Below are 23,417 nucleotides of genomic sequence, written 5' to 3' on the forward strand. Positions count from 1 at the left end.
CCCTGTAGTCTGCGTGAGCCGTCCGGCCCACCGCAATGGCCGGATTGTCGCCAAATATGGCGGATTTCGCAAGCATCGCATCTGTCGCACTCCGGCTCACGGCGTTACCGGTGAAAACACCGGCTGCGGCCAGGAGCCGCCGACAAAGAACCTCAGCGGCGTAAGGCTTGCATCCGGGACCACGGCGGTGGCGTCGGCCGGCGGCGGTTTCGGCCCGACAACCCCGGCAATGGCAAGGCTCGAGCGCGAATAGGGGATTACCCCCGACAGCGAGATCATCTGCACCGGGCCGATCAGTTCGGCGGTCATCAGCTTGGCCTCGCCATCGGAAATCGAGGCTTCGAAATGGGCGCTGTCAAAGGCAAAGCCGGAGACTTCGCCCAGCTGCTCGAAATCGAAGAACCGCTCGGTTCTCGCCAGTTCGCGGAATTTCTGCAGGTTCAGCCCGGGCACGACGCCCTTGCCCACGGCCAGATCGATCTTGCCGGTCAGGTCAGACATTGCGGTGGCCCAGGTGGGGTAGGGCGAGGTCACTTCGACATCGAGCGAGCCGATGCCGCGCGGCAGCGGCCCGGTCAGCCCGAGCGCATCATAGAGCTCGCCGAAATTGGTCCGGCGCGCCGAGAGCTGCACCCGCACCCCGCCTTCGATGCCCTTTTCCGACAGCGCGATGCGGCCGATCAGGTTTCCGCCATAGACGGCGGCGTCGCCGACATCGAAATTCGCGCGGCCCTGTTCCACCCGCGCCGCCGCCGCCAGATTGGTCAGCGCCACCGGACCGAAACTCGCCGACTGCGCCGACAGCCGCAGATCCAGGCCGATCTCGCGCAGGAAGCGGGTGTCGATGGTCGAGGCGATGTCCTTGCCGGCGGCGGGCAGCGGCGTGAAGGCCTGCAGGAAGGAGGCGATGTCGAGCGTGTTGAACGCCAGCGTGCCGGCAATCAATGGCGGCTCCCCGTCGCGCAGGGTGACATCGAGCACACCGATGCCGCGGTTGCGGTCGACCAGGATGATCAGGTCGTCGAGTTTGGCCTTGGACTGTTCGGCGGTGATCTTGGCCGACAGGTCAAGCGCGCCGATCGCTTCGCCGGGCTTGATGTCGGTGCCCGACCATTCCAGCGCCCGCCGCACCGAGGCGCTCTTGAACTGCAGCGCCCCGCTGACAAACATGTTGGATCCCAGGCTGGCCGACCCCTTGAAATCCAGGTTGAGCGGCGCCGACGCTACCTTGATCTCCACCGGTGTCGAGCGCTGGCCCAACAGCAGCAGCGGCGCCGAGGTCGAGCCGGTTACAGTCAGTTGTTCGCCCCGGAAAATGGCGGTGATATTGGCCCGCGCGATCGCCGTCGGCGCCGTCCAGGCCAGCGTGCCGTTGATGGCCGTCAGCTTCTCGGCTGCCGCACCCGGATCGCGGGTCCAGCGGATGGTGCCGTCCTCGATCATGACCACGCCCAGCGCCGCCGAATCCGGAATGATGGCGGTTGCCGGAATGTCTTCGCCGGCCTGCAGCGCCAGGTCCCGGGCCACGGCCGCAGCGACTCCTTCGGCCAGGTCGCCGGACGAGGAGGACCAGTTCGAGGTGGCGTCGGGATAGAGCTCGACATTGAAGGTCGGGCGGATCAGCTTGAATTCGGAAAAGCTGGGAGCGCCGAGCACCGCCGAGAACAGGTTGAAATTGGCAACGATGCTGTCGGCGCGCAGGATCGGGTCGCCCTCGGAGAAGGTCGCCGGCCTGATCTCGACATTGTCGAGCTGGATCGTCGGCGTCGGCCAGAAGTCCAGCGAGGGCGCATCGCCCAGCGAGACGTTATGGCCGGCCCATGCGCTGATGTCGCGTTCCAGCCGGTCCCGCACCAGGCCGCTGGAAACCGCCAGCGGCAGGCTTGCAATCACGATCAGGATGACGATCACCACCGCAATGACGCCGGCAATCACCACACGTCCCCCGGGCCATTGCGCAATGTTGAAATTCAAACCCATGCTCCCAAGCCTCTGTCCCCATGCTCTGGTTAAAGCCTGCCGGGAGCGAATGCAATTGAAGACCATTGTGCGGCGGATTTTGGCGGGGGCAAACCATCATCTGTTTGCATCGCGCAGCGCCAATGTTAAGGCAGAGCGCATCATCCGGCCGGGTTCCCGCACGATCCTGTGCCAGCGTCGTTCCGCCCGGTTGCAGCACTGCCGCCATCCGTTAATGTGCGGCGGCCGCTGGTTCCATCGTGCCGCGCAAACCTGCAGGAGACTGACATGACCGATACACCGCTTTGGCGTCCCAATCCGCAAGACCTGCAGAACAGCCCGTGGATGGCCTTTGCCAGGATTGCCGGTGAACGGGCAGGGCGGTCGCTGGCCGATCCGCTGGACCTGCATCAATGGTCGATCACCGACCGGGAAGGGTTCTGGTCGGCGCTGTGGGACTATTGCGAGGTTCGCGGCAGCAAGGGCGAGCGCATCAGCGAAAATGGCGACGCCATGCCCGGCGCCCGGTTCTTCCCCGATGCGCACCTGAATTTCGCCGAGAATCTGCTGTCGCGCACCGGCGCCGAGCCCGCGATGCTGTTCAGGGCCGAGGACAAGCCGCAGCGCGCGATGAGCTGGGACGAGCTTCATGCGCTGGTCTCGCGGTTGCAACAGGCCTTCCGCGCCCATGGCGTGGGCAAGGGCGACCGGGTTGCGGCCATGATGCCGAACATGCCCGAGACCATCGCCTGCATGCTTGCGACCGCTTCCATCGGCGCGATCTGGTCCTCCTGCTCGCCCGATTTCGGCACCACCGGCGTGCTCGACCGCTTCGGCCAGATCGAACCGAAACTGTTCATCTCCTGCGACGGCTACTGGTACAATGGCAAGCGCCAGGAGGTGGCCGCCAAGCTTGTTGAAATTTCCGCATCGCTGAAGCCGGCCGCCACCGTCATCGTACCGCTGCTTGATGACGGCGAAGCCGTTGCCGCGGCCGTGGACGGCGCCGTCACGCTCGACGCCTTCGTCGCCGGTCATGCCGCAGCTCCCGTGGTCTATGAGCAGCTGCCGTTTTCGCACCCGCTCTATATCCTGTTTTCCTCCGGCACCACCGGCATCCCCAAATGCATCGTCCATTCGGCCGGCGGCACATTGCTGCAGCATCTCAAGGAACAGCGGCTGCATTGCGGTCTCGAGCCCGGCGAACGGCTGTTCTACTTCACCACCTGCGGCTGGATGATGTGGAACTGGCTGGCCTCAGGCCTCGCCGTCGGGGCGACGTTGTGCCTCTATGACGGCTCGCCGTTCTATCCCGACGGCAATGTCATTTTCGATTACGCGGCGGAGGAGAAGTTCTCGGTCCTGGGCACCTCGGCCAAGTTCATCGACGCGGTCCGCAAGGCCGGTCTCGAGCCGATCAAGACCCATGACCTGTCGCGGCTGAGAATGTTGACCTCCACCGGCTCGCCGCTGTCGCCGGAAGGCTTCAGCTTCGTCTATGAGGGCATCAAGCCGGATGTGCATCTGGCCTCGATTTCCGGCGGCACCGACATCGTCTCCTGCTTCGTGCTCGGCAATCCGGCGCTGCCGGTCTATCGCGGCGAGATCCAGGGTCCGGGTCTCGGCATGGCCGTCGATGTCTGGGACGAGGACGGACAGCCGATCATCGGCGAAAAGGGCGAACTGGTCTGCACCAAGCCGTTCCCGGCCATGCCGATCGGCTTCTGGAACGATCCCGGCGACGAGAAATACCGCGCCGCCTATTTCTCCCGCTTCGACAATATCTGGACCCATGGCGATTTCGCCGAGCGGACCGCGCATAACGGCATCATCATCCATGGCCGCTCGGACGCCACGCTCAATCCCGGCGGCGTGCGCATCGGCACGGCCGAAATCTACAATCAGGTGGAGCAGATGGACGAGGTGGCCGAGGCGATCTGCATCGGCCAGGACTGGGACGATGATGTCCGCGTCGTGCTGTTCGTCCGTCTCGCCGAGGGCGTGCAGCTTGACGATGCGCTCGAAGCCAGGATCCGTTCGAAGATCCGCAGCGGCGCGTCCCCCGGCATGTCCCGGCCCGGATCATCGCGGTCCGCGACATTCCCCGCACCAAGTCCGGCAAGATCGTGGAACTGGCGGTGCGTGACGTCGTCCATGGCCGTCCGGTGAAGAACAAGGAGGCGCTGGCCAATCCCGAAGCGCTGGACCTGTTTTCCGGGCTCGAAGCCCTCAAGAGCTGAGCAGGTTCTTCCGCGCCGGCAATTGCCGCTGCCGCATGCTCGGCCGGCATGAGGCGTCTGCAGCTGCTGAATCGCTACCCGGCACCGGTCTGTCAGCGAAAGTGCGGGGGATAAAAGCGGGTTTTGCGCGGAGGGGTTACAGCCTTCGGGCGGCCTGGGCGCGCTGTTGCGTCAATCGCGTCAAGGCGCGGAAAGCTTATGGTTAATCAAGTCTGACCAACTTTTTAACCACGCACTGCAACACAGAACTAATGGGTAATATCTTAACTAATCCTGAAAGGTGGCGGTAACAGTTTTCGCGCATTAATCCACGTGAACCTTGGATAGTTTCTAGTCCCACGGTGATGTTTAGCACAGATTGAAATTGTTACGGGGGCCCCGGTGGTCCCCGTTTTTTTGTCTTGTGTTTCAGTCAGCTAGCACGCGCTGCGGCGGGAAGGCGATTGACACCAGCGTGCCTTCGCCCGGCGCCGAGACGATATCGAACTGGGCGCGGTTGGCCTCGACCATGGCCTTGGTCAGCGGTAGCCCCAACCCGGTTCCCTCGCCGCGCTGGCGCGGTCCGGGGCCGACCTGGCCGAAGGGTTTCATCGCCTGCTCGAGTTCCTTGCGGTTCATCCCGATGCCGGTGTCGCGAATGCGGATGACCACATTCCCCGATGGCTCGTAGGATGTCGACACCACGATCTGGCCGCCCGAGGGCGTGTAGCGGATGGCGTTGGACAACAAATTGAGCGCGATCTGCTTGATCGAGCGTCGGTCGGCAACCACTTCCGGCACGCTGGTCGACAGGCTGGTGCGAATGATCACCCGCTGGCTGTTGGCCATCGGCTGCAGCAGCGACACGCTTTCGGCCAGGTGATCGTTGAGCGACACCGAAACGAACTCCATCTGCACCTGACCCGCCTCGATCTTGGAGATATCGAGCAGATCATTGACGATGTCGAGCACATGCTTGCCGGAATTGCCGATGTCATGGGCATATTCGAGATAGCGCGGGCTGCCGATCGGACCGAAGCGTTCCTCGACCATCATTTCCGAGAAGCCGATAATGGCATTGAGCGGGGTGCGGATTTCGTGGCTGACCCGGGCAAGGAAGTCGGTCTTGTGCGAATTGGCGGTCTCGGCGGCGCGTTTGGCGGTGCGCAGCTCCTCTTCGGTCCGCTTCCACTGGGTGATGTCGCGCAGGACCGCGCAATAGCCGTTGGAGCCCGACAGCCGGCCGATGGTCATGAACAGCGGCAGGAAGCCGCCACCGGCCTCGCGGCCGATCACCTCGCGCCCGTCATTGAGCACGCTGGAAACGCCGTGGTCGGCAAGGCCGCTGACATAATCCATCACCGCACGCTGGCTTTCATGCGCAAACAGCATGGCGAATGGCTGTCTCTGGGTCTCGGTCTCGTCATAGTTGAACAGCGCGCAGGCCGAGCCGTTCATCGAGCGGATGGTGCCGTCATTGTCGAGAATGACGACGCCGTCGGTGGCGGTCTCGAGGATGGAGCGCAGCTCCTGCGCCTCGATCTTCAGGGCGGCGCTGTCCGGCTCTGCCTGGGTTTCCTCGGGCTGACCCTCGGTCTCGGGCTCAGCCGGTTCCGTGAGGGCCACACCGGCCATGGCATCAGCGTCGATCGGTGACAGGGCCAGCAGCAAGGCGTGGCCGTCGCGCCAGTTGACCGAACGCAGCCGTGCGGTGACCATGCGGGTGCCGCCATCGGCCTTTCTGACCAGCATCGCGCCATCGATGGCCTGCTCGTCTTCCGACGGCCGGTCCAGCAGATGATCGAGGCCGCCGCTGGCGGCAAGCTCGTCAAGCGAGTTGTACCCGGTCAGAGCAAAGAACTCTGAATTGGCGTGGATCAGCATGTCACCGGCCTGCACCAGCAGCGCCACCGGAATGGCGTCGATGAAACCGGAACTCATCCCGGTGAGCATCACCTGCCGGGCCGGCAGGGCAAATGCCGAGGGCATCGGCGCGGCGGCCGGTGGTGTGACAGGTGCCGTGCCGCGCGGTGCCGGCGCAGCTTCGTCACTTGCAGCATCCGTCTGCGAAGCGGTATTGCCCGCGTCATCGTCGGAGCTACTTGCGGGCTCGTCGGTCTGGTCCTGGCCCAGGGGCGGTTGCCGGGTGCCGAAGGTCTTGCGGATCTCGGAGAACCTGTCTTCCTGCGCGACATCGGTGCGCGGCGCCGAGGTCTCGCTCAGGCGCACCCCGATTTCCCGGAACGCAGCCTGTTCGCCGGGGGAAAGCCCGTCGCGCGGACGGGTCCGGCGGGCTTCGAGGTCGATGATCTTGTCGCTGTCGCGCCGCATCGGTGTCTCGACCAGGTGGATGGCCGGCCGTTCGCCCCGGAACGGGTCATCGTGATCTTCCTGGGAAGCATCACCCGCGTCGCTGTCGCCGGCGCCGGATGTTTCATCTGAGCCGTCTCCGGTGAACTCGATCGCGCCGTCTTCACCATCGAAGTCATCGATGTCATCGAGGTCGGCGCCGTCCATCCGGGCAAGATCCTCGATGTCGCGTTCAAGCAACTGCATCTCGAGATCGGCTTCGTCTTCGGCGGTGTGCGGCTTGATGCCGGGCTGTTCGTCCGGAATTGGCGACCGCGTTTCCTTGGCGATCGCCGCCTCGATGGCCTCTGCGGTGAGCGGTTCGACCGGCTCCTCGACGATGCGTGGACGGGCGCCCGGCGCCAGCGCCAGGCCGAGGGCTTCGGGGTCGCGGCGGGTTTCGCCGGTGCGGACAATGCCGAATCCGCGGAAACCGTCAAAGCTGCGGTCGCGGGTATAGGTCGGCAAGGCCGCCAGATCCACCGGCGTGACCAGATCGGTGCCCTGCACCGGCCAGTAGACCGTCTTGCCGGACCAGGTGTCGCGGCGGTTGAGCAGGTCGGTGATGACATGGTCGGGATCGAGGTTGAACACCCGCGCCAGGTCCGGGAATTTGCGCCCGATCACATCGGCGGAATGGGGGCCGACGGTCTGGGCGAATTCGGGCGAGATCTCGCTGAACTCGCCTTCACGGTTGATCTTCCAGACAAAGCGCACCGGCTTGCCTTCCGGGTCGAAGCGGAACTCAGCCTTGCCGGGCTCGGCACTTGCCGCCGGCTCCTCCGCCTCGGCTTCGGGTCCTGTGGCGGCCAGCACATCGGATTCGTCTGGAATGTCGCTGTCCGTGTCCGTTTCCGCGTCGCTGTTGCTGTCGGTATCGCCGCCGGCGTCGCTGTCACTTTCGATGACGGCCTCGGTCTCACTCTCGGTGTCGGCGTCGCTGTGGATGTCGCGCTCGGCATCGGCGTCGCTGTCGGCAACGTCTCCGGCGGTCAGATCCTCAGGCTCGTCCGTCATTTCGGCACCAGGCGTGTCGCCCGCGTGGTCGCCGTCAGCCGGCTCGGCGCCCGGTTCGTCCTGCGGGTCAGGTTGTTCTGCGGCGATCATTTCCTCTGCAGGCTCGTCCGGAAGCGACTGGGTTGCGGATGCATCTGCATCAGTTACGGGTTCCGGGCTCTCGTCGGAAGGGCGGGCCGCTTCCTTCTCGGACTGCTCGGCCTTTTCCAGGCGCGCATTGAGATCGTCGCGGACGCGGCTGGTGTCGAAAACCACCCGGGGCGGTTTAGACGTCGCCGCCGCAACGGGCGCGTCAAGGCTCCGGTCCTGATCGGTGGCGTCGATATTTGCCTGCGCCGTGTCGGCGGTCTCGTCATCGTCACCCGCGCTCGGCTCGGGATCGGCGGATAGAATCTCCGGCTCATCAGCCGGGCCGGCCTGTGTCGGGTCTTCGGCGTCCGGCGCCATCCCTGCGCCGGCAACCGCCGCCGGTGCGGTGAAGTCCTCGGCCTCGGTCGCGATTTCATCCGCCGGCGCCGGCTCGACCGCAAACAGAAGATGCAGGGCCGGATCGTCCGCCAATCGTCCGATGGCGGTGGGCATCGGTCCGGTGCCGGCGTCGGACATGCGCTTGACCAGGCGGTCTCCCGCAGTGGCCACATCGGCGATCATCCGGGCGATGTCGCTGCCCGCCAGACCGATCGAATCGAAGGTGCTGGAGGCGGCCAGAACCCGGCCATCCTTGTCGAGCACCGCGACATGCGTCCCCGTGCCTTCAAAACCTGCTATGATCTGCCGTGCCCGAGCGCCGGGTCCGAGGATCTTTCCGGCATTGCTGCTGGTGAGCAACAGGGCAGGGGCGCCGTCGGGCAAGATGAAATCCTCGAGGCCGGCCGCAGTCATGGAACGGGAAAAACCGCTGTTCGTCCGCATCATGAAACTCTGCGCCTTTCCGGTGCGGCGCAGCAGACCGAGGGCGCTTTCGATCTGGCGTCTGGTGGCGGTTTGCCCGTCAAAGCCTTCGTCGAGGATGTCATAGATGCTGGAGAAGCCGAGCAGACTGGCCGCCGCGCCATTGGCCCAAAGCACCTCGCCAAGGTCCGGGCTCAGCACCGCCACCGCGTCGCCATTGGCAAAACGGTCCCGAACCGACGCGTGGACGGCCAGATCAATGAACGGATAGTGATGAGCCTGCATGGTCAAAATTCCAGTTTCGGCCAGGATATCCCCTTATATGGGGGCATATTAAGGTTTTATTAATAGCTTTGACGCCGCCGCGGGTCCAGCAAAGCCCGTTGCCGGCAGGGTTATTTGTCTGGAAACGGTTAACGCATGGTGCGTCGCACAATATATATTGCAGCGCACCATATTTTGTGCTAGGGTCTTTTTGAAATCAGGAACGGGGCCACGACGGTCCCAAATGTCTTCAAGGAGAAGTGACATGGCGACCAAGAAAACCGCAACTGCAGACGTCTTCGAATTTCCGGCTTTCGACATGACCAAGATGAGCGATGGCTACCGCGAAATGGCTGACAAGTCCGTCAACCAGACCAAGGAAGCCTATGCCAAGGTCAAGACCGTCGCCGAAGACGCCACCAAGGCAATCGAAGCCACGCTCGAAAATGCGCAGGCCGGCACCGTTGAACTGAGCCTCAAGGCCATCGACGCCGCCCGCGGCAATGCAGAGCACTCGCTCTCTCACATGGAAGCCCTGCTTGGCGTCAAGACCGTTGCCCAGATGATCGAACTTCAGACCGGCTTCTTCCGCAAGCAGGCCGAAATGATGGTCGACCAGGTCAAGACCATGCAGGACGCAGCCAAGAAGGTTGCCGAGGACGTTTCCAAGCCGGTCAAGACCGTTGCGGAAAAGGCCATGGACGAAATCAAGGTCGCCTGATTTCCCTGTCAGACCGAATTGTCGAAAGGCCGGATCCTCGTGTCCGGCCTTTTGCTGTGCAGCCTGGTGTCCGAAATCGGAAAAACTGGCTCAAGGCCTCTTGCAAAAACGGCCTGCCCGCCGTATGTGAGCGGCAATAAAGCGGATGAACATGTTTCATCGTCGCTGATACGCGGTTGTAGCTCAGTTGGTTAGAGCGCCGGATTGTGGATCCGGAGGTCGCTGGTTCAACCCCAGCCAACCGTACCATTTCCTCCCCATGAAAATGACTGCGGGCCTTGCGCCCGGTTCTTCGGCGCACACGCCCTCGCTGCGCCCGGCGCGACTGGTTCAAGCGGTGCTTGAGGAATTGCGGGCGCTCAGAACGCCTTGAAGGTCAGGATCGTATGGGTGCGCTCCACGCCCGGAACGGTGTGGATATTGTCGGCGACGAAGCGGCCTATATCGACATCATCCTCGATGTAGAACTTGGCCATCAGGTCGAACTGCCCGCTCACCGAGTAGATCTCGGAGGCAATTTCGCGGTTGGCGAGTTCGTCGGCAACCACATAGGCCTGGCCGAGCTTGCATTGAAACTCCACGAAAAAACACTGCATCGCCGCTCTCCTTCTGCCTCTGATCCATCATGTCGGTCATACCTTGGAACCACGCCCGGCGCGATGGCGCAAGGGCCAATCGCGGCCAATTTATTTTAAGCTTAAAAAAAGTACTGGAATTCTTCAGATCGGCTGATAAGCTCACCGGCAATGGCGATGATTGGGGCCTCGCGCGTTGACATTTTAATGCGGCTTGCTCCAATGCTCGAAGATGATGCGTGCAGGACTGTCCCTCATGTTCAGTGAGGTGCGGACTGGATCATTCGCCCGAAGGGGAAAAGCTGTTGCGACCGGACCGCCAACAAGGCCGGCGCTGCATCAAACACAGAGAGGAAGAACAATGAAAAAGACATTCATGGGATTGGCGGCGGCCGCGTCGCTGCTTGCCGGCGTTTCGATTGCTTCAGCCGAACCGGTCAAGGTCGGCATGATCACCACGCTCTCGGGCGGCGGCGCATCGCTCGGCATCGATTCCCGCGACGGTTTCCTGCTCGCGGTCAAGCAGTCCGGCAATTCGGACATCGAAGTCATTGTCGAGGATGACGCACAGAAGCCGGATCTGGCCGTGCAGCTGGCCGACAAGCTGATCCAGTCGGAAAAGGTCGACGTGCTCACCGGCATCGTCTGGTCCAACCTCGCCATGGCCGTCGTGCCGTCGGCGGTGGCGCAGGGAAAGTTCTATCTCTCCACCAATGCCGCACCGTCGGCCCTGGCCGGACCGGGCTGCAACCCCAACTATTTCTCGATCTCCTACCAGAACGACAATCTGCATGAAGCCGCTGGCGAATATGCCAATTCCGCGGGCATGAAGAAGGTGTTCATCATGGCGCCGAACTATCCGGCGGGCAAGGATTCGCTGTCGGGCTTCAAGCGCTTCTACAAGGGTGAGGTCACCAACGAGATCTACACCGAACTGGGCGCCCAGGACTACGCCAACGAGATCGCACAGATCCGCGCTTCCGGCGCTGATGGCGTGTTCTTCTTCCTGCCAGGCGGCATGGGCATCTCCTTCATGAAGCAATATGCCGGCGCCGGCGTGGAAGTGCCGCTGATCGGTCCGGCTTTCTCGTTCGATCAGAACATCCTGCAGGCCGTCGGCGACGCAGCACTCGGCGTCAAGAACACCTCGACCTGGTCGAAGGATCTCGACAACCAGGCCAACAAGGATTTTGTTGCCGCCTACCAGGCCGAATACGACCGCCTGCCGTCGATCTACGCGGCCCAGGGCTATGACACTGCCAATCTGCTGATCTCGGCCATGGGTGCTGCTGCCGTGACCGATCAGGACGCTTTCCGCAAGGCGCTGGAAGCGGCCGACTTCAACTCGGTTCGCGGCAAGTTCAGCTTCGGCCCCAATCACCACCCGATCCAGGACATCTATGTCCGCGAAGTGATCAAGGAAGGTGACATCTACACCAACAAGATCGTGGCCACCGCGCTCACCGACCGCGCCGATGCCTACGCCGCTGATTGCAAGATGTAAGCATCTCTCGAACCCGGGCGGACATTTCCGCCCGGGCCTTTTCCCCGCGCTGACGCGAGCCCGGTAATCAATGACCGTCGCACTTTTCCTGGAACAAATCTTCAACGGTCTGCAGCTCGGCGTCATGCTGTTCCTGATGGCCGCGGGCCTGACCCTGATTTTCGGTGTCATGGGCCTGATCAATCTCGCGCACGGCTCGCTGTTCATGGTCGGCGGTTTTGTCTGTGCCGCAGTCGCCGCCTGGACCGGATCCTTCTGGCTCGGCCTGATCGCCAGCCTCGCCGCGGCCGCCGCCCTCGGCGCCCTGGTCGAGATCGTGGTGATCCGCAGGCTTTATGACCGCGATCACCTTGATCAGGTGCTGGCGACCTTCGCCCTGGTGCTGATGTTTTCCGAAGGCGTCCGCTTCCTGTTCGGATCTTTCCCGCTCTATCTCGATCCGCCTGCGTTTCTCGCCGGCCCGGTGATGCTGCCCGGCGGTCTGCCCTATCCCGCCTACCGTCTGGCGATCATCGTCGCCGGTCTGGTTGTCGCGGCCGGGCTTGGCCTGCTGATCAGCCGCACCCGGCTCGGCATGCAGATCCGCGCCGGCGAAGCCGACCGCGAAATGATCGCGGCCCTGGGTGTCGATATCCGTTTTCTCTACACGGTCGTGTTTGCCGTTGGCGCAGCGCTGGCCGGCTTCGCCGGTGCTCTTATCGGCGCCATCCAGTCGGTTCAGGTCGGCATGGGCGAACCGGTTCTCATTCTCGCTTTCGTCGTCATCGTCATTGGCGGCATCGGCTCGATCAAGGGCGCCCTGGTCGCAGCCATTATTGTCGGCGTTGTCGACACCATGGGCCGGTTCCTGCTGCCGGTGATGCTGTCATCCGTGATGGAAGCCTCCGCGGCTGCCGGTGTCGGTTCGGCGATTGCCTCGATGCTGATCTATCTGCTGATGGCCGCCGTGCTGGTGTTCAAGCCAAAAGGGTTGTTTCCCGCCAATGCGTGACCTGATCACCGAACATCGTCTCAACATCGTGCTGGCGCTGATTCTGCTGGGCGGACCGCTGGTCGCGCACTTTGCCGATGAGCCGTTCCTGGTCACGCTCGCCACCCGCGCTGCCATTCTGGCGCTGGCGGGTGTCGGCCTCAATATCGCGCTGGGTCTCGGTGGCCTGGTGTCCTTTGGTCATGCTGCCTTCTTCGGGCTCGGCGGCTACGCGGTAGGCATTCTGGCCAGTCACCACCAGACCTACGTGCCGCTGATGACCGCGCCGTTCCTGATCAACGGCACCAACCAGATGCTGGTGCTGTGGCTGGTGGCGGTTCTGGTCAGTGGCCTGGCGGCGCTGTTGATTGGCGCGCTCAGCCTGCGCACATCCGGCGTCTATTTCATCATGATCACGCTGGCTTTCGCGCAGATGATCTACTACTTCGCCATTTCCTGGCCGGCCTATGGCGGCGAGGACGGGCTGTCGATCTATGTCCGCAATGCATTCCCCGGAATCAACACGCTGCGTCCGCTGGATTTCTTCCTGCTCTGCTACGCGGTGCTGATGCTGGTGCTTGTTGCCCAGTGGCGGATGACCGGCGCCCGCTTCGGTGTGGCGCTGCAGGCGGTGCGGCAGAACGAGGGACGCGTCGCAGCCCTCGGGCTCTCGCCCTACCGGATCAAGCTCGCGGCCTTCGTCATCTCCGGCATGGTCACCGGCCTGGCCGGCGCGCTCTATGCCGATCTCAACCGCTTTGTCAGCCCCTCGATGATGTCCTGGCACCTGTCGGGCGAGATCATGGTCTTCATCATTTTAGGCGGTGTCGCCCGGCTGTTCGGCCCGGTGGTCGGCGCTTGTCTGTTCGTGCTGTTCGAGCATGTCTTCGGCAGCTTCACCACCCACTGGCAGTTCTTCCTTGGCGCGGCGCTGCTCGCGGTCGTGCTATTTGCCCGTGGCGGCTTCATAGGTCTCGTCGTCGGGAGGGTACGGCATGATTGAACCGGTTCTCTCGCTCAGTGGCCTGAGCAAGTCATTCGGCGCGCTGAAGGTGACCGACAGCGTCGACCTCGACCTGTATCCGGGCGAGATCCACGCGCTGATCGGCCCTAATGGTGCCGGCAAGTCCAGCCTGATCAAGCTTGTCGCCGGCGAGCTCGCGGCAGATGCGGGGGCGATCCGTTTCGACGGACACGACATTGGCGAGCTGGACCAGCCGGCCCGCGCCCGTCTTGGCCTGACCCGCACCTTCCAGGTCTCGTCGTTGATCCCGGAATTTTCCGCCCGCGGCAATGTCATGTTCGCCGCCCAGGCGCGGCGCCGCTCCGTTTTCGGCTTCATCGGCCAGGTCAACAAGGATCCGCAGTTGATTGGCGAGGCGGAACAGGCGCTAGACCGCGTCGGCCTGAGCGCACGCTCCGGGGTGCGCGTCAGCGAACTGTCGCATGGTGAAAAGCGGCTTCTGGAAATCGCCATGGCGCTGGCCATGCGGCCGCGCATCTTCCTGATGGACGAGCCGATGGCGGGTCTGGGCCAGGAAGGCTCGAGCAAGCTGATCGGCTTTCTCGACAAGCTGCGCACGCAAGCCCCGATCCTGCTGATCGAGCACGACATGGATGCCGTCTTCCAGCTCGCCGACCGCATCTCCGTGCTGGTCGCCGGCAAGATCATCGCCCGCGGAAAGGCCGATGACATCCGCAACGACCCCGAAGTCCGCGCCGCCTATCTCGGGGAGGATGCAGCATGAGCCTTCTGGAAGTTTCCAAGCTGCAGGCCTTCTATGGTGCGTCGCAAGCCCTGTTCGGTGTCGATCTGCAGATCGCCGAGGGCGAGCTGGTGGCGCTGATGGGCCGCAACGGCATGGGCAAGACCACCACCGTGCGCGCCATCACCCGCATGCTGCGCACCACCGAGGGCGAGATCCGCTTCGATGGCCATGATCTCGCCGCCCTGCCGTCCTTCCGCGCCGCAAGGCTCGGCATCGGGCTGGCGCCGGAAGGCCGCCGCTGCTTTGCCAATCTCTCGGTCGAAGAAAACCTGCTGGCCTCGGCCCGCGCTGGTCCCTGGGATATCGACAAGGCCACCGCCCTGTTTCCGCGGCTGGGCGAACGCATGGCACAAAGCGCCTCCACGCTTTCGGGCGGCGAACAGCAGATGCTGGCGATTGCCCGGGCGCTGCTCACCAATCCGCGGCTGCTCATTCTCGATGAGGCAACCGAAGGGCTGGCGCCGGTGGTGCGGCAGGAAATCTGGGCGGCGATCGCCAGGCTCAAACAGGGCGGTCAATCCATCCTGGTCATCGACAAGGCGTTTTCCGAACTCCGCGCCGTCGCCGACCGCTGCGTCATCCTGGCCCGCGGTGAAAGCGTCTGGACCGGTACACCGGCCGGGCTGACCCGCGAGATCGAAACCGAATTCCTCGGCGTCTGACGCAAAGGCAAGGTCCGGGGCTGATCGCGCCCCGGTCCTCAACTACTCGGCAGCCTCGTGCGTGACCACCAGCTTCGGCGGCGTTCGCCCGGCCTGGCCCTCGAGCCGTGCCAGCCGCTTGCGCAGATCCGAGATTTCGCCGGCGGTCTCGCCGATGGCCGCGGTCATCGCTTCGGGTTCCATGACATCGGCTTCCTCTTCCTTCGGGCCGACAAAGCGGCCGAAGATCCAGCCCAGGAGCCGGGACAGGTCATCCATGATCAGGAAGAAGGACGGCACCACCACCAGGCTGAGCACCGTCGAGACGATGATGCCGCCGATCACCGCGATTGCCATCGGCGCGCGGAACGATCCGCCTTCGCCGACGCCGAGCGCGCTCGGCAGCATGCCGGCCGACATGGCGATCGAGGTCATGACGATCGGCCGGGCGCGTTTCTGCCCGGCTTCGATCATCGCCTCCACCCGGTCGCGGCCGGTGCGGATCAGCTCGACGGCGAAATCGACCAGCAGGATGGCGTTCTTGGTGACAATGCCCATCAGCATCAGGATGCCGATCAGCACCGGCATCGACAGCGCGTTGTTGGTCAGGATCAGGCCGGCCGCCACGCCGCCGATGGCCAGCGGCAGCGAGAACAGGATGGTGAAGGGCTGGATCACGTCCTTGAACAACAGGATCAGCACGGTCAGCACCAGCAGAAGCCCCATCAGCATGGCGTTGAGGAAGCTGTCCATCAGCTCGTTCTGGACTTCCGCATCGCCCGATTCGAGCACCTGAACGCCGGCCGGAAGCTCGGTCGACTGGACGATCTCGTTGAAACGCTGCTTGGCGGTGTCGAGCGCCACGCCGATCGGCAGGCTGGCGCCGATGGTCGCCTGCCGCTCGCGGTTGAAGCGCTTGATCGTCGACGGACCCTGGGTGATGACGATGTCGGCCACGGTCTTGAGCGGCACGGTGACGCCCTTGCTGGTCTGCACACGCAGGTTTCCGATGCGGTCAATGTCGGTGCGGTAGGCCGGATCGAGCTGCACCCGGATCGGGATCTGCCGGTTGTCGATCGAGATCTTGGCCAGAGCCGCGTCGACATCGCCGATGGTGGCGACCCGGACAATCTCGGCGATCTGCGCTGTGGTGACGCCGAGCCGGGCTGCCTCTTCGAGCCGCGGACGGATCTGCACTTCCGGGCGCGGCAGCGAGCCGGAGACGCTGACGCTGGAGAGCACATCCTGGGCCTTGAGCTTGGGTTCGAGAATCGCCACCGCCCGGTCGATCGCCGCATCATCGGTGGAAATCACATTATAGGTCAGGTCGCGTTCGCCGCGGTCATTGAGCTTGTAGGCGCGAATGTCGGGAACCACGGCCAGCTTGTCGAAGATCTCGGCCTCGATTTCGGCCTGCGAGCGGGTGCGGCCGAGCACCTCCATGCGCGGCAGCGAGGACGAGACGAACGGAACCGCACCGGCAAGTCCGTTGACGACCTTCTTGACGATGTTGTGCTCGATCTTTTCCAGCAGCACCGAGACCGAAGCGCGGCGGATGTCGAGTTCGCCCTTGGGCGATGTGCCGCCCAGAATGAACACGTCCTCGACGCCGTCGACTTCCCTGATGATAGTCCGCATGGTCTGGGTGGTCGCGTCGGTGTCGGCCAGCGTGGCGCCGGGCGGCAGCTCGACGGAGATGCTGACACGGGAGACGTCTTCGGGCGGCAGGAACGAGCCCGGCACCTGGCCCATGTAATAGACCGCGACCACCAGCGAGCCGATTGCCGCCAGCAGGGTGGTGTAACGCCAGCGCAGCGTCTTGGAGATGAACCAGGTGTAGCCGCGCATGATCCGTCCGCCACCCTCGGCCTCTTCATGGGCGTCGCTGTCGCGCATCAGATAGGCGGCCATCATCGGGGTGATCAGTCGCGCCACCAGCAGCGAGAACATCACTGCAACCGCCACCGTCATGCCGAACTGGATGAAATACTGCCCCGGAATGCCCGGCATGAACGACACCGGCACGAACACCGCGATGATGGTGAAGGTGGTGGCGATCACCGCCAGCCCGATCTCGTCGGCAGCCTCGACCGCGGCCCGATAGGGGGTCTTGCCCATGCGAATATGACGCGAGATGTTCTCGACCTCGACGATCGCGTCATCGACCAGGATCCCGGTCGCCAAGGTGATGGCGAGCAGGCTCACAAGGTTGAGCGAGAAGCCGAGCAGATCCATGATGTAGAAGGTCGGTATCGCCGACAGCGGCAGCGCGATCGCCGCGATCAGCGTGGCGCGCCAGTTCCTCAGAAACAGGAACACCACAAGCACGGCCAGCAGGGACCCTTCCACCAGCGTGTGCAGCGCCGATTCGTAATTTCCATAGGTGTAAAACACCGTGTCATCGACAGGCACCAGCTCGACATTGGGGTGCTCTGACCGGATCTCGTCGAGCGTCTCGGTCACCACTTCGGCAACCGAAACCTCACTGGCGCCCTTGGAGCGGAACACCGCGAAAGCCACGACCTGGTCGCCATTGTAGCGCCCGAATGACCGCAGTTCCTCATAGCTGTCATGCACGACGCCGAGATCACCGAGCCGGACGAAGCGGCCGTTGGGCAGCGCGATGGTGGTCCTGGCGAGTGCTTCCGCATCCCCGGCGTCGCCGAGCGTGCGGATTGCCTGTTCCTTGTTGCCGATCTCGCCGCGGCCGCCGCCGAGATTGGCGTTGGTTGCCCGAAGCTGCTTGCTCACATCGGCGGAGGTGACGCCGTAGGAATCAAGCCGCGCGGGATCGAGCTCAACGCGGATTTCCCGGTCGGCGCCGCCATAGCGCTCGACCTTGCCGACGCCGCGTTGGCCCTGCAGCGCGCGCTTGACGGTGTCATCGACGAACCAGGACGCCTCTTCCAGCGTCATGTCCGGCGCATGCACCGCGAAGGTCATGATTGCCTGGCCCTCGACATCGATGCGGGTGACGATCGGCTCTTCGACGGAGGCCGGCAGATCGCCGCGAACCCGGTCGATGGCGTCCTTGACGTCCTGGACCGCCTGATCGGTGGGCACTTCCATGCGGAACACCACGGTGGTGGTGGAGATGCCGTCCGACACGGTGGAGCCAATGTCGTCGACGCCGGTGATGCCGGCGACGGCATCCTCGATCTCCTTGGTGATCTGCGCTTCCATTTCCGACGGCGCCGCCCCCGACTGCACCACGGTGATTGCCACCAGCGGAATGTCGATATTGGGGAAACGGGTGATCGGCAGGGTCAGAAAGGATTGGATGCCGACAATCGTCAGCAGCGCGAAGGCGAGGATCGGCGCGATCGGATTGCGGATGGCCCAGGCGGAAAAATTCATTTCGCGGGCCTCATTCTGTGATCGCGGCGACATGGCCGCTGTCGGTTTCTTCCACCGGCTTGACCCGGTCGCCGTCGCGGACAAAGGCGCCGGCCTTGGCGACGATCAGGTCCCCGGCTACAAGCCCGCTGGTGATCTCGATCCTGCCGCCTTCGCGGATGCCGGTGGTGACCGGGCTACGCCGGGCGATTCCGTCCTCGATCCTGAGCACATCGGCTCCGTCGGTCCCGATATTGATCGAGGTCACCGGGACCACGATCGCGTCGCGTTCGGCCACGATGATTTCCGCATCGGCAAACATGCCGGCCCGCAAAGTCGACCCATCCGCGATCTCGATCCGCGCCAGGCCCAGCCGTGTGGTGGTGTTGAGCGTCGGCTCGATCAGCCGGATTGTTCCCGCAACCGGTTCGGCCGCGCCGATGAGATGGATCGAAACGATCTGGCCTTCGGCGATCCGGTGCATGTCGGCCTCGGCGATATCTGCCCGCATTTCCAGCTCACCGTCCTTGATCATGGTGAACAGGGGCCCGGCAGCAGCGCTGGCAATGGCCCCGACCCGGGCGCCACGTGCGGTGATGATGCCGGCAACCGGCGCCTTGACTGCCGTACGCGCCAGCCGCAAGTCGATGTCCTCGGCTTGCGCATCAATCAGCGTGATGTCGGCTTGTGCCACCTTGATCGATTCCTCGACCGAGCGGACCCGGGCCAGGCCCGCTGTCGCCTGGGCTTCGGCCTGTTCCGCCTGCACGGTCGAATAGGTGCCCTGCGCTGCCAGTTGCCTGGCGCGGTCGGACGCCTTGACCGATTCCTGTGCATTGGATTGGACTTCGGCGAGCTGGGCCTCAAGCTGGGCGATGGCAGCGAGCGCCTTGGCGCGGTTGGCCTCGAGCTGGCTGCGCTGCAGGATCAACTGATCCTTCGAAAGCGCGGCGAGCACAGACCCGGCTTCCACCCGGTCGCCGACATCGGCTTCAAGGCTCTCGATTGCCAGACCTTCCACCTGCGGGGCGACCAGCACCTCTTCGACGGCGGTGATCATGCCGTTGGCCAGGACCCGGTCGGTGATGTGGGCAGCTTCCGCCCGCACGGCAACAATGGCCGGCGGCAATGCACCGGCTGCCGCGGCAGTGTCAGTCTCGGCGGCACCGGCCGGCCGGCCTGCGGCGGCCAGGAGCAGCTCAAATGCGAACAGGAAGGCAAGTGCAGGGCGCATGAAGGATCCTGTCATTCCGTGGCTTGGGCGGGGGAGGCAAAAAGGGTCTGGCGCAGTGTCGCGAGCGCCAGCTCGGCAAGCGCCGCGGATTTTTCAGGCGTCATGGCTTCGCGTGCGCAGAACTTGCGCTGGGCAAAGCCGTGCACCACCAGCATCACCAGATGGGCGCGCGTTTCAAACTCGGCGCGGGCCCGGCTGCTGTCATCGCCGTGTATGCGCACCAGCGCGTCAACGATATTGCTGCGCACGGTCTCGTCCATGCCGCGCACCAGGGTGGCGATGTCGGGCGAACGGTGCGAGGCCGCCTGGACCTCGCTCCACAGCGCCGCGTCCTCGCAGGGCATGTTCTCGATGCGCTGCGCCAGCAGATGCATGAACATCGCGCCGGGGTCGGACGCGGTCCTGACCGTGTCGAACACAGCCTCGATCTCCATCAGGTCGCGCCTGACAAGGGCGGTGATGATGGCGTCCTTGGACGGAAAATAACGGTAGAAATTTCCCACGCTCATTTGCGTGGCCTGCGCCAGGTCCTGCATTGACGCGCCGTCGAACCCGTTCAGGGCGAAAACCGATTTCACCTTGTCGAGGATGTCCGAAACCCGTTGACTGGCAATGTCGACCGTGGGCGAGTCCATGCGATGATCCTTGAAATGCAACGCTGCGGCGGATGCAGACGGCGGTGAAACCGTGTATATGAATTTCATTCCTGCATCGTCGGCAAATAGATATAGTGAATGAATATTCATTCATCAAGTGCCGCATAATCTGTTAATCAAGAGTTGACGCGCAGCCAAACAAGTCACCGGTCAATACTTGCGGCCCGGCAACACTGTTTGCGAAAGCCGGGATATGAGCCGCATGGCCGCGGCTGCGAGATGAAGTCAATGCAGCATTATACAATCCGGCCAATGAAGAACCTGCGAGAGCGCTCGGGCGAGACATCTTGCCCTGCTTCGCGGGGATGCGCGGCGCGCCGTCAGATGGTTGGCCGATCATCTCCGGAATGGCGGACTTCATTTTGACTGCGATGGCCAAATTGCCCGGCCTGTTCGCCCGGCCGGCGGGAGCACGGAGGCGGCTGCATCAGCCGCCTCCGTTGAGTCATTTCTGGCTATTCCGCCGCTTCGGCATAATCCGACATTGGCGGGCAGGAGCAGACCAGGTTCCGGTCGCCATAGACATTGTCGACCCGGTTCACGGGGGCGAAATATTTGGCGTTGCGCATTGCGCCCGCCGGGAAACAGGCGGCTTCGCGGTCATAGGGCCGGTCCCAGGGGCCAACCAGATCCTCGATCGTGTGCGGCGCGTTCTTGAGCGGGTTGTTGTCCCGGTCGAGCGTACCGTCCTCGATCGCCTGCGCCTCTTCGCGGATTGTCAGCATGGCGGAGCAGAACCGGTCGAGCTCGGCTTTGACCTCCGATTCCGTCGGCTCGATCATCAGTGTACCGGCCACCGGCCAGCTCATGGTCGGCGCATGGAAACCGCAGTCGATCAGCCGCTTGGCGACGTCATCGACGGTGACACCGGCGCTCTGCGCCAGCGGCCGGGTGTCGAGGATGCACTCATGCGCCACCCGTCCGGCGGACGAGGTGTAGAGCACGTCATAAGCGCCCTTCAGCCGCGCCGCGATGTAGTTGGCGTTCAGGATCGCGATCCGGGTGGCCTGGGTCAGGCCTTCGCCGCCCATCATCAGGCAATAGGCCCAGGAGATCGGCAGGATCGAGGCCGAACCGAACGGTGCCGCCGACACCGCACCCGGCTTGCCGTCGGTGACGCAATGGCCCGGCAGATGCGGCGTCAGATGCGCCTTGACCCCGATCGGCCCCATGCCCGGGCCGCCGCCGCCATGCGGGATGCAGAAGGTCTTGTGCAGGTTGAGGTGGCTAACATCGGCGCCGATATCACCGGGCCGCGCCAGCCCGACCAGCGCATTGAGATTGGCGCCGTCGAGATAGACCTGGCCGCCATGGGCGTGGGTGATGTTGCAGACCTCGGTCGCCGTTTCCTCGAACACCCCGTGGGTGGACGGATAGGTGATCATGCAGGCGGCCAGATTGTCGGAATGCAGCTCCGCCTTGGCGCGGAAATCATCGAGATCAATGTCGCCATTGTCACGGGTGCGCACGGCCACAACGCTCATGCCCGCCATCTGCGCCGAAGCCGGGTTGGTGCCATGCGCCGAGGTCGGGATCAGGCAGACATGGCGATGGCCCTGACCATTGGCCCGGTGCCAGGCGCGGACGGTCATCAGCCCGGCAAATTCGCCCTGGGCGCCGGAATTGGGCTGCATCGAGATCGCGTCATAGCCGGTAATCCGGCACAGCTTGTCCGACAGGTCGTCGATCATCTGCGTGTAGCCCTGCGCCTGCTCGGCAGGCGCAAACGGATGGATATCGGCGAATTCCGGCCAGGTGATGCACAGCATTTCCGCCGTGGCATTGAGCTTCATGGTGCACGAGCCGAGCGGGATCATCGTCCGGTCCAGCGCCAGATCCTTGTCCGACAGGCGCCGGATATAGCGCGTCATCTCGCTTTCGGCCCGGTTCATGTGGAAGATCGGGTGTTCGAGATAGTCCGACTTGCGGGCCATCGCATCGGTGATCACCGGCTTTGCCAGCAGGTCATCAAACGAGAGATCGCCGCCAAAGGCGCGCCACACGGCTTCGACCGTGTCGCGGCGGGTGACCTCGTCCAGCGCGATGCCGATGCGATCGTCTCCGACCTTGCGCAGATTGAGGCCTTCGCCACGCGCAGCTTCAAGGATCTCGGCCTGACGGTCACCCACGGCCACGCTCACCGTGTCGAAGAAACGGTCGGTGTCGAGATCGAAACCCAGCTTCTTCAGGCCTGCGGCCAGGGTCGCGGCCCTGACATGCACGCGCCCGGCAATCGCCTGCAGTCCTTCCGGACCATGAAACACCGCATACATCGAGGCGATGATGGCCAGCAGCACCTGCGCGGTGCAGATGTTGGACGTGGCCTTCTCGCGGCGGATATGTTGCTCGCGGGTCTGCAGCGCCAGCCGGTAGGCCTGGTTGCCGCGCGCGTCGACGGTGACGCCGACCAGCCGGCCGGGCATCGAGCGCTTGTAGGCGTCTTTCACCGCCATATAGGCCGCATGCGGGCCGCCATAGCCCACGGGCACGCCAAAACGCTGCATCGAGCCAATGGCAATGTCTGCGCCCATCTCGCCGGGTGACTTGAGCAGCGTCAGCGACAGCGGATCGGCGGCGATCACGGCGATCGCCTTTTCCGCATGCAGCGAGGCAATCAGATCGGTGAAATCATGCACATGGCCGAACGTGCCGGGATACTGGAAAACCGCACCGAACACCTGGGCGGCGTCGAGGTCGCTGAACGGATCGCCGACAATGACCTCCCAGCCCAGCGGTTCGGCGCGGGTGCGGATGACGTCGATGGTTTGCGGGTGGCAATGGTGGTCGACGAAGAAGGCCTTGCTTTTGGATTTCGACGCCCGCTCGGCAATCGCCATGGCTTCCGCTGCCGCCGTCGCCTCGTCCAGCAACGAGGCATTGGCGATGTCGAGACCGGTCAGATCGGCGACCATGGTCTGGAAGTTGAGCAGCGCTTCCAGCCGGCCCTGGCTGATTTCCGGCTGGTAGGGCGTGTAGGCGGTGTACCAGGCCGGATTTTCCAGAATGGTGCGCTGGATCACCGGCGGCATGATGGTGCCGTGATACCCCTGACCGATCAGCGAGACCATCACCGTGTTCTTGCGCGCGGTGGCGCGCAGGTGATCGAGAACCTCGCGTTCGGTCATCGGATCGCCAAATGCCAGCGGTGTCTTCTGGCGGATCGAACCCGGCACGGTCTCGTCGATCAGCGCGTCCAGCGATGCGGCCCCGACCACCTTGAGCATGTCGGAAATTTCCGACGGAGACGGGCCGATGTGGCGGCGATTGGCGAAATCATAGGGATCGTAGTCGGTCAGGGTGATGCTCATTGCG

13 protein-coding genes, 1 tRNA gene and 1 pseudogene are annotated in these 23,417 nt (G+C 63.8%); 8 read left to right on the forward strand and 7 right to left on the reverse strand.

From position 1 onward, the window contains the following. Window positions 1-96: 96 nt before the first annotated feature. A complete protein-coding gene (locus OEG82_RS06045; RefSeq protein WP_267611535.1) occupies window positions 97-1,974 on the reverse strand; it encodes an AsmA family protein in 1,878 nt (625 codons plus the stop codon). Between the two features lie 273 nt (window positions 1,975-2,247). On the opposite strand from OEG82_RS06045, the pseudogene OEG82_RS06050 reads away from it, so the two are divergent. After that, window positions 2,248-4,199: pseudogene (locus tag OEG82_RS06050) on the forward strand (acetoacetate--CoA ligase). A 408-nt stretch (window positions 4,200-4,607) separates the two neighbouring features. On the opposite strand, the gene OEG82_RS06055 reads toward OEG82_RS06050, so the two are convergent. Beyond that, window positions 4,608-8,720 carry an ATP-binding protein gene (locus OEG82_RS06055; protein ID WP_267611536.1) on the reverse strand — a complete coding sequence of 1,371 codons (4,113 nt, stop codon included), beginning with the start codon at window positions 8,718-8,720 and terminating at the stop codon, window positions 4,608-4,610. 244 nt (window positions 8,721-8,964) lie between these two features. On the opposite strand from OEG82_RS06055, the gene OEG82_RS06060 reads away from it, so the two are divergent. Both OEG82_RS06060 and OEG82_RS06065 read left to right on the forward strand, forming a co-directional pair. After that, on the forward strand, window positions 8,965-9,420 hold the full coding sequence (locus tag OEG82_RS06060; protein ID WP_267611537.1) for a phasin family protein: 456 nt from the start codon (window positions 8,965-8,967) through the stop codon (window positions 9,418-9,420). A gap of 172 nt (window positions 9,421-9,592) precedes the next feature. After that, window positions 9,593-9,669: transfer RNA gene (locus OEG82_RS06065), tRNA-His, on the forward strand. A gap of 110 nt (window positions 9,670-9,779) precedes the next feature. Here OEG82_RS06065 and OEG82_RS06070 read toward each other — a convergent pair. Next, window positions 9,780-10,016, reverse strand: coding sequence for an Lrp/AsnC ligand binding domain-containing protein (locus OEG82_RS06070; RefSeq protein ID WP_267611538.1), 237 nt, complete (start codon window positions 10,014-10,016; stop codon window positions 9,780-9,782). 340 nt (window positions 10,017-10,356) lie between these two features. On the opposite strand from OEG82_RS06070, the gene OEG82_RS06075 reads away from it, so the two are divergent. The 5 genes from OEG82_RS06075 (at window position 10,357) to OEG82_RS06095 (ending at window position 14,900) form a co-directional block, all read left to right on the forward strand. Continuing rightward, complete coding sequence (locus OEG82_RS06075; protein WP_267611539.1) at window positions 10,357-11,499, forward strand: ABC transporter substrate-binding protein; 1,143 nt, start codon at window positions 10,357-10,359, stop codon at window positions 11,497-11,499. A gap of 70 nt (window positions 11,500-11,569) precedes the next feature. Next, window positions 11,570-12,490 (forward strand): branched-chain amino acid ABC transporter permease, encoded by a 921-nt coding sequence (locus tag OEG82_RS06080; RefSeq protein ID WP_267611540.1) that lies wholly within the window; start codon window positions 11,570-11,572, stop codon window positions 12,488-12,490. Further along, complete coding sequence (locus OEG82_RS06085) at window positions 12,483-13,472, forward strand: branched-chain amino acid ABC transporter permease (protein ID WP_267611541.1); 990 nt, start codon at window positions 12,483-12,485, stop codon at window positions 13,470-13,472. Before OEG82_RS06080 ends, OEG82_RS06085 begins: the two co-directional genes overlap by 8 nt. Next, window positions 13,465-14,217 carry an ABC transporter ATP-binding protein gene (locus tag OEG82_RS06090; RefSeq protein WP_267611543.1) on the forward strand — a complete coding sequence of 251 codons (753 nt, stop codon included), beginning with the start codon at window positions 13,465-13,467 and terminating at the stop codon, window positions 14,215-14,217. Before OEG82_RS06085 ends, OEG82_RS06090 begins: the two co-directional genes overlap by 8 nt. Next, window positions 14,214-14,900, forward strand: coding sequence for an ABC transporter ATP-binding protein (locus OEG82_RS06095; protein ID WP_267611544.1), 687 nt, complete (start codon window positions 14,214-14,216; stop codon window positions 14,898-14,900). Before OEG82_RS06090 ends, OEG82_RS06095 begins: the two co-directional genes overlap by 4 nt. Before the next feature lie 42 nt (window positions 14,901-14,942). Here OEG82_RS06095 and OEG82_RS06100 read toward each other — a convergent pair whose 3' ends face one another. The 4 genes from OEG82_RS06100 to gcvP form a co-directional block, all read right to left on the reverse strand. Beyond that, entirely contained in the window at window positions 14,943-18,236 is a 3,294-nt protein-coding gene (locus OEG82_RS06100; RefSeq protein WP_267611545.1) for an efflux RND transporter permease subunit, read from the reverse strand. A 10-nt stretch (window positions 18,237-18,246) separates the two neighbouring features. Further along, the gene (locus OEG82_RS06105) at window positions 18,247-19,449 is read right to left on the reverse strand and encodes an efflux RND transporter periplasmic adaptor subunit (protein WP_267611546.1); all 1,203 of its coding nucleotides are present in this window, start codon (window positions 19,447-19,449) and stop codon (window positions 18,247-18,249) included. 11 nt (window positions 19,450-19,460) lie between these two features. Continuing rightward, on the reverse strand, window positions 19,461-20,084 hold the full coding sequence (locus OEG82_RS06110; protein ID WP_267611547.1) for a TetR/AcrR family transcriptional regulator: 624 nt from the start codon (window positions 20,082-20,084) through the stop codon (window positions 19,461-19,463). 476 nt (window positions 20,085-20,560) lie between these two features. Continuing rightward, the gene (gcvP, locus tag OEG82_RS06115; RefSeq protein ID WP_267611548.1) at window positions 20,561-23,413 is read right to left on the reverse strand and encodes an aminomethyl-transferring glycine dehydrogenase; all 2,853 of its coding nucleotides are present in this window, start codon (window positions 23,411-23,413) and stop codon (window positions 20,561-20,563) included. Window positions 23,414-23,417 lie beyond the last annotated feature (4 nt).

This window comes from Hoeflea ulvae (genome assembly GCF_026619435.1).
Lineage (GTDB): Bacteria > Pseudomonadota > Alphaproteobacteria > Rhizobiales > Rhizobiaceae > Hoeflea > Hoeflea ulvae.

Excerpts from the sequence above, each read along its gene's own strand:
- OEG82_RS06080 (WP_267611540.1), top strand. The coding sequence starts at position 11,570 with ATGACCGTCGCACTTTTCCTGGAACAAATCTTCAACGGTCTGCAGCTC.
- gcvP (WP_267611548.1), bottom strand. The coding sequence starts at position 23,413 with ATGAGCATCACCCTGACCGACTACGATCCCTATGATTTCGCCAATCGC.
- OEG82_RS06100 (WP_267611545.1), bottom strand. The coding sequence starts at position 18,236 with ATGAATTTTTCCGCCTGGGCCATCCGCAATCCGATCGCGCCGATCCTC.
- OEG82_RS06095 (WP_267611544.1), top strand. The coding sequence starts at position 14,214 with ATGAGCCTTCTGGAAGTTTCCAAGCTGCAGGCCTTCTATGGTGCGTCG.
- OEG82_RS06055 (WP_267611536.1), bottom strand. The coding sequence starts at position 8,720 with ATGCAGGCTCATCACTATCCGTTCATTGATCTGGCCGTCCACGCGTCG.
- OEG82_RS06085 (WP_267611541.1), top strand. The coding sequence starts at position 12,483 with ATGCGTGACCTGATCACCGAACATCGTCTCAACATCGTGCTGGCGCTG.
- OEG82_RS06075 (WP_267611539.1), top strand. The coding sequence starts at position 10,357 with ATGAAAAAGACATTCATGGGATTGGCGGCGGCCGCGTCGCTGCTTGCC.
- OEG82_RS06110 (WP_267611547.1), bottom strand. The coding sequence starts at position 20,084 with ATGGACTCGCCCACGGTCGACATTGCCAGTCAACGGGTTTCGGACATC.
- OEG82_RS06090 (WP_267611543.1), top strand. The coding sequence starts at position 13,465 with ATGATTGAACCGGTTCTCTCGCTCAGTGGCCTGAGCAAGTCATTCGGC.
- OEG82_RS06060 (WP_267611537.1), top strand. The coding sequence starts at position 8,965 with ATGGCGACCAAGAAAACCGCAACTGCAGACGTCTTCGAATTTCCGGCT.
- OEG82_RS06070 (WP_267611538.1), bottom strand. The coding sequence starts at position 10,016 with ATGCAGTGTTTTTTCGTGGAGTTTCAATGCAAGCTCGGCCAGGCCTAT.
- OEG82_RS06105 (WP_267611546.1), bottom strand. The coding sequence starts at position 19,449 with ATGCGCCCTGCACTTGCCTTCCTGTTCGCATTTGAGCTGCTCCTGGCC.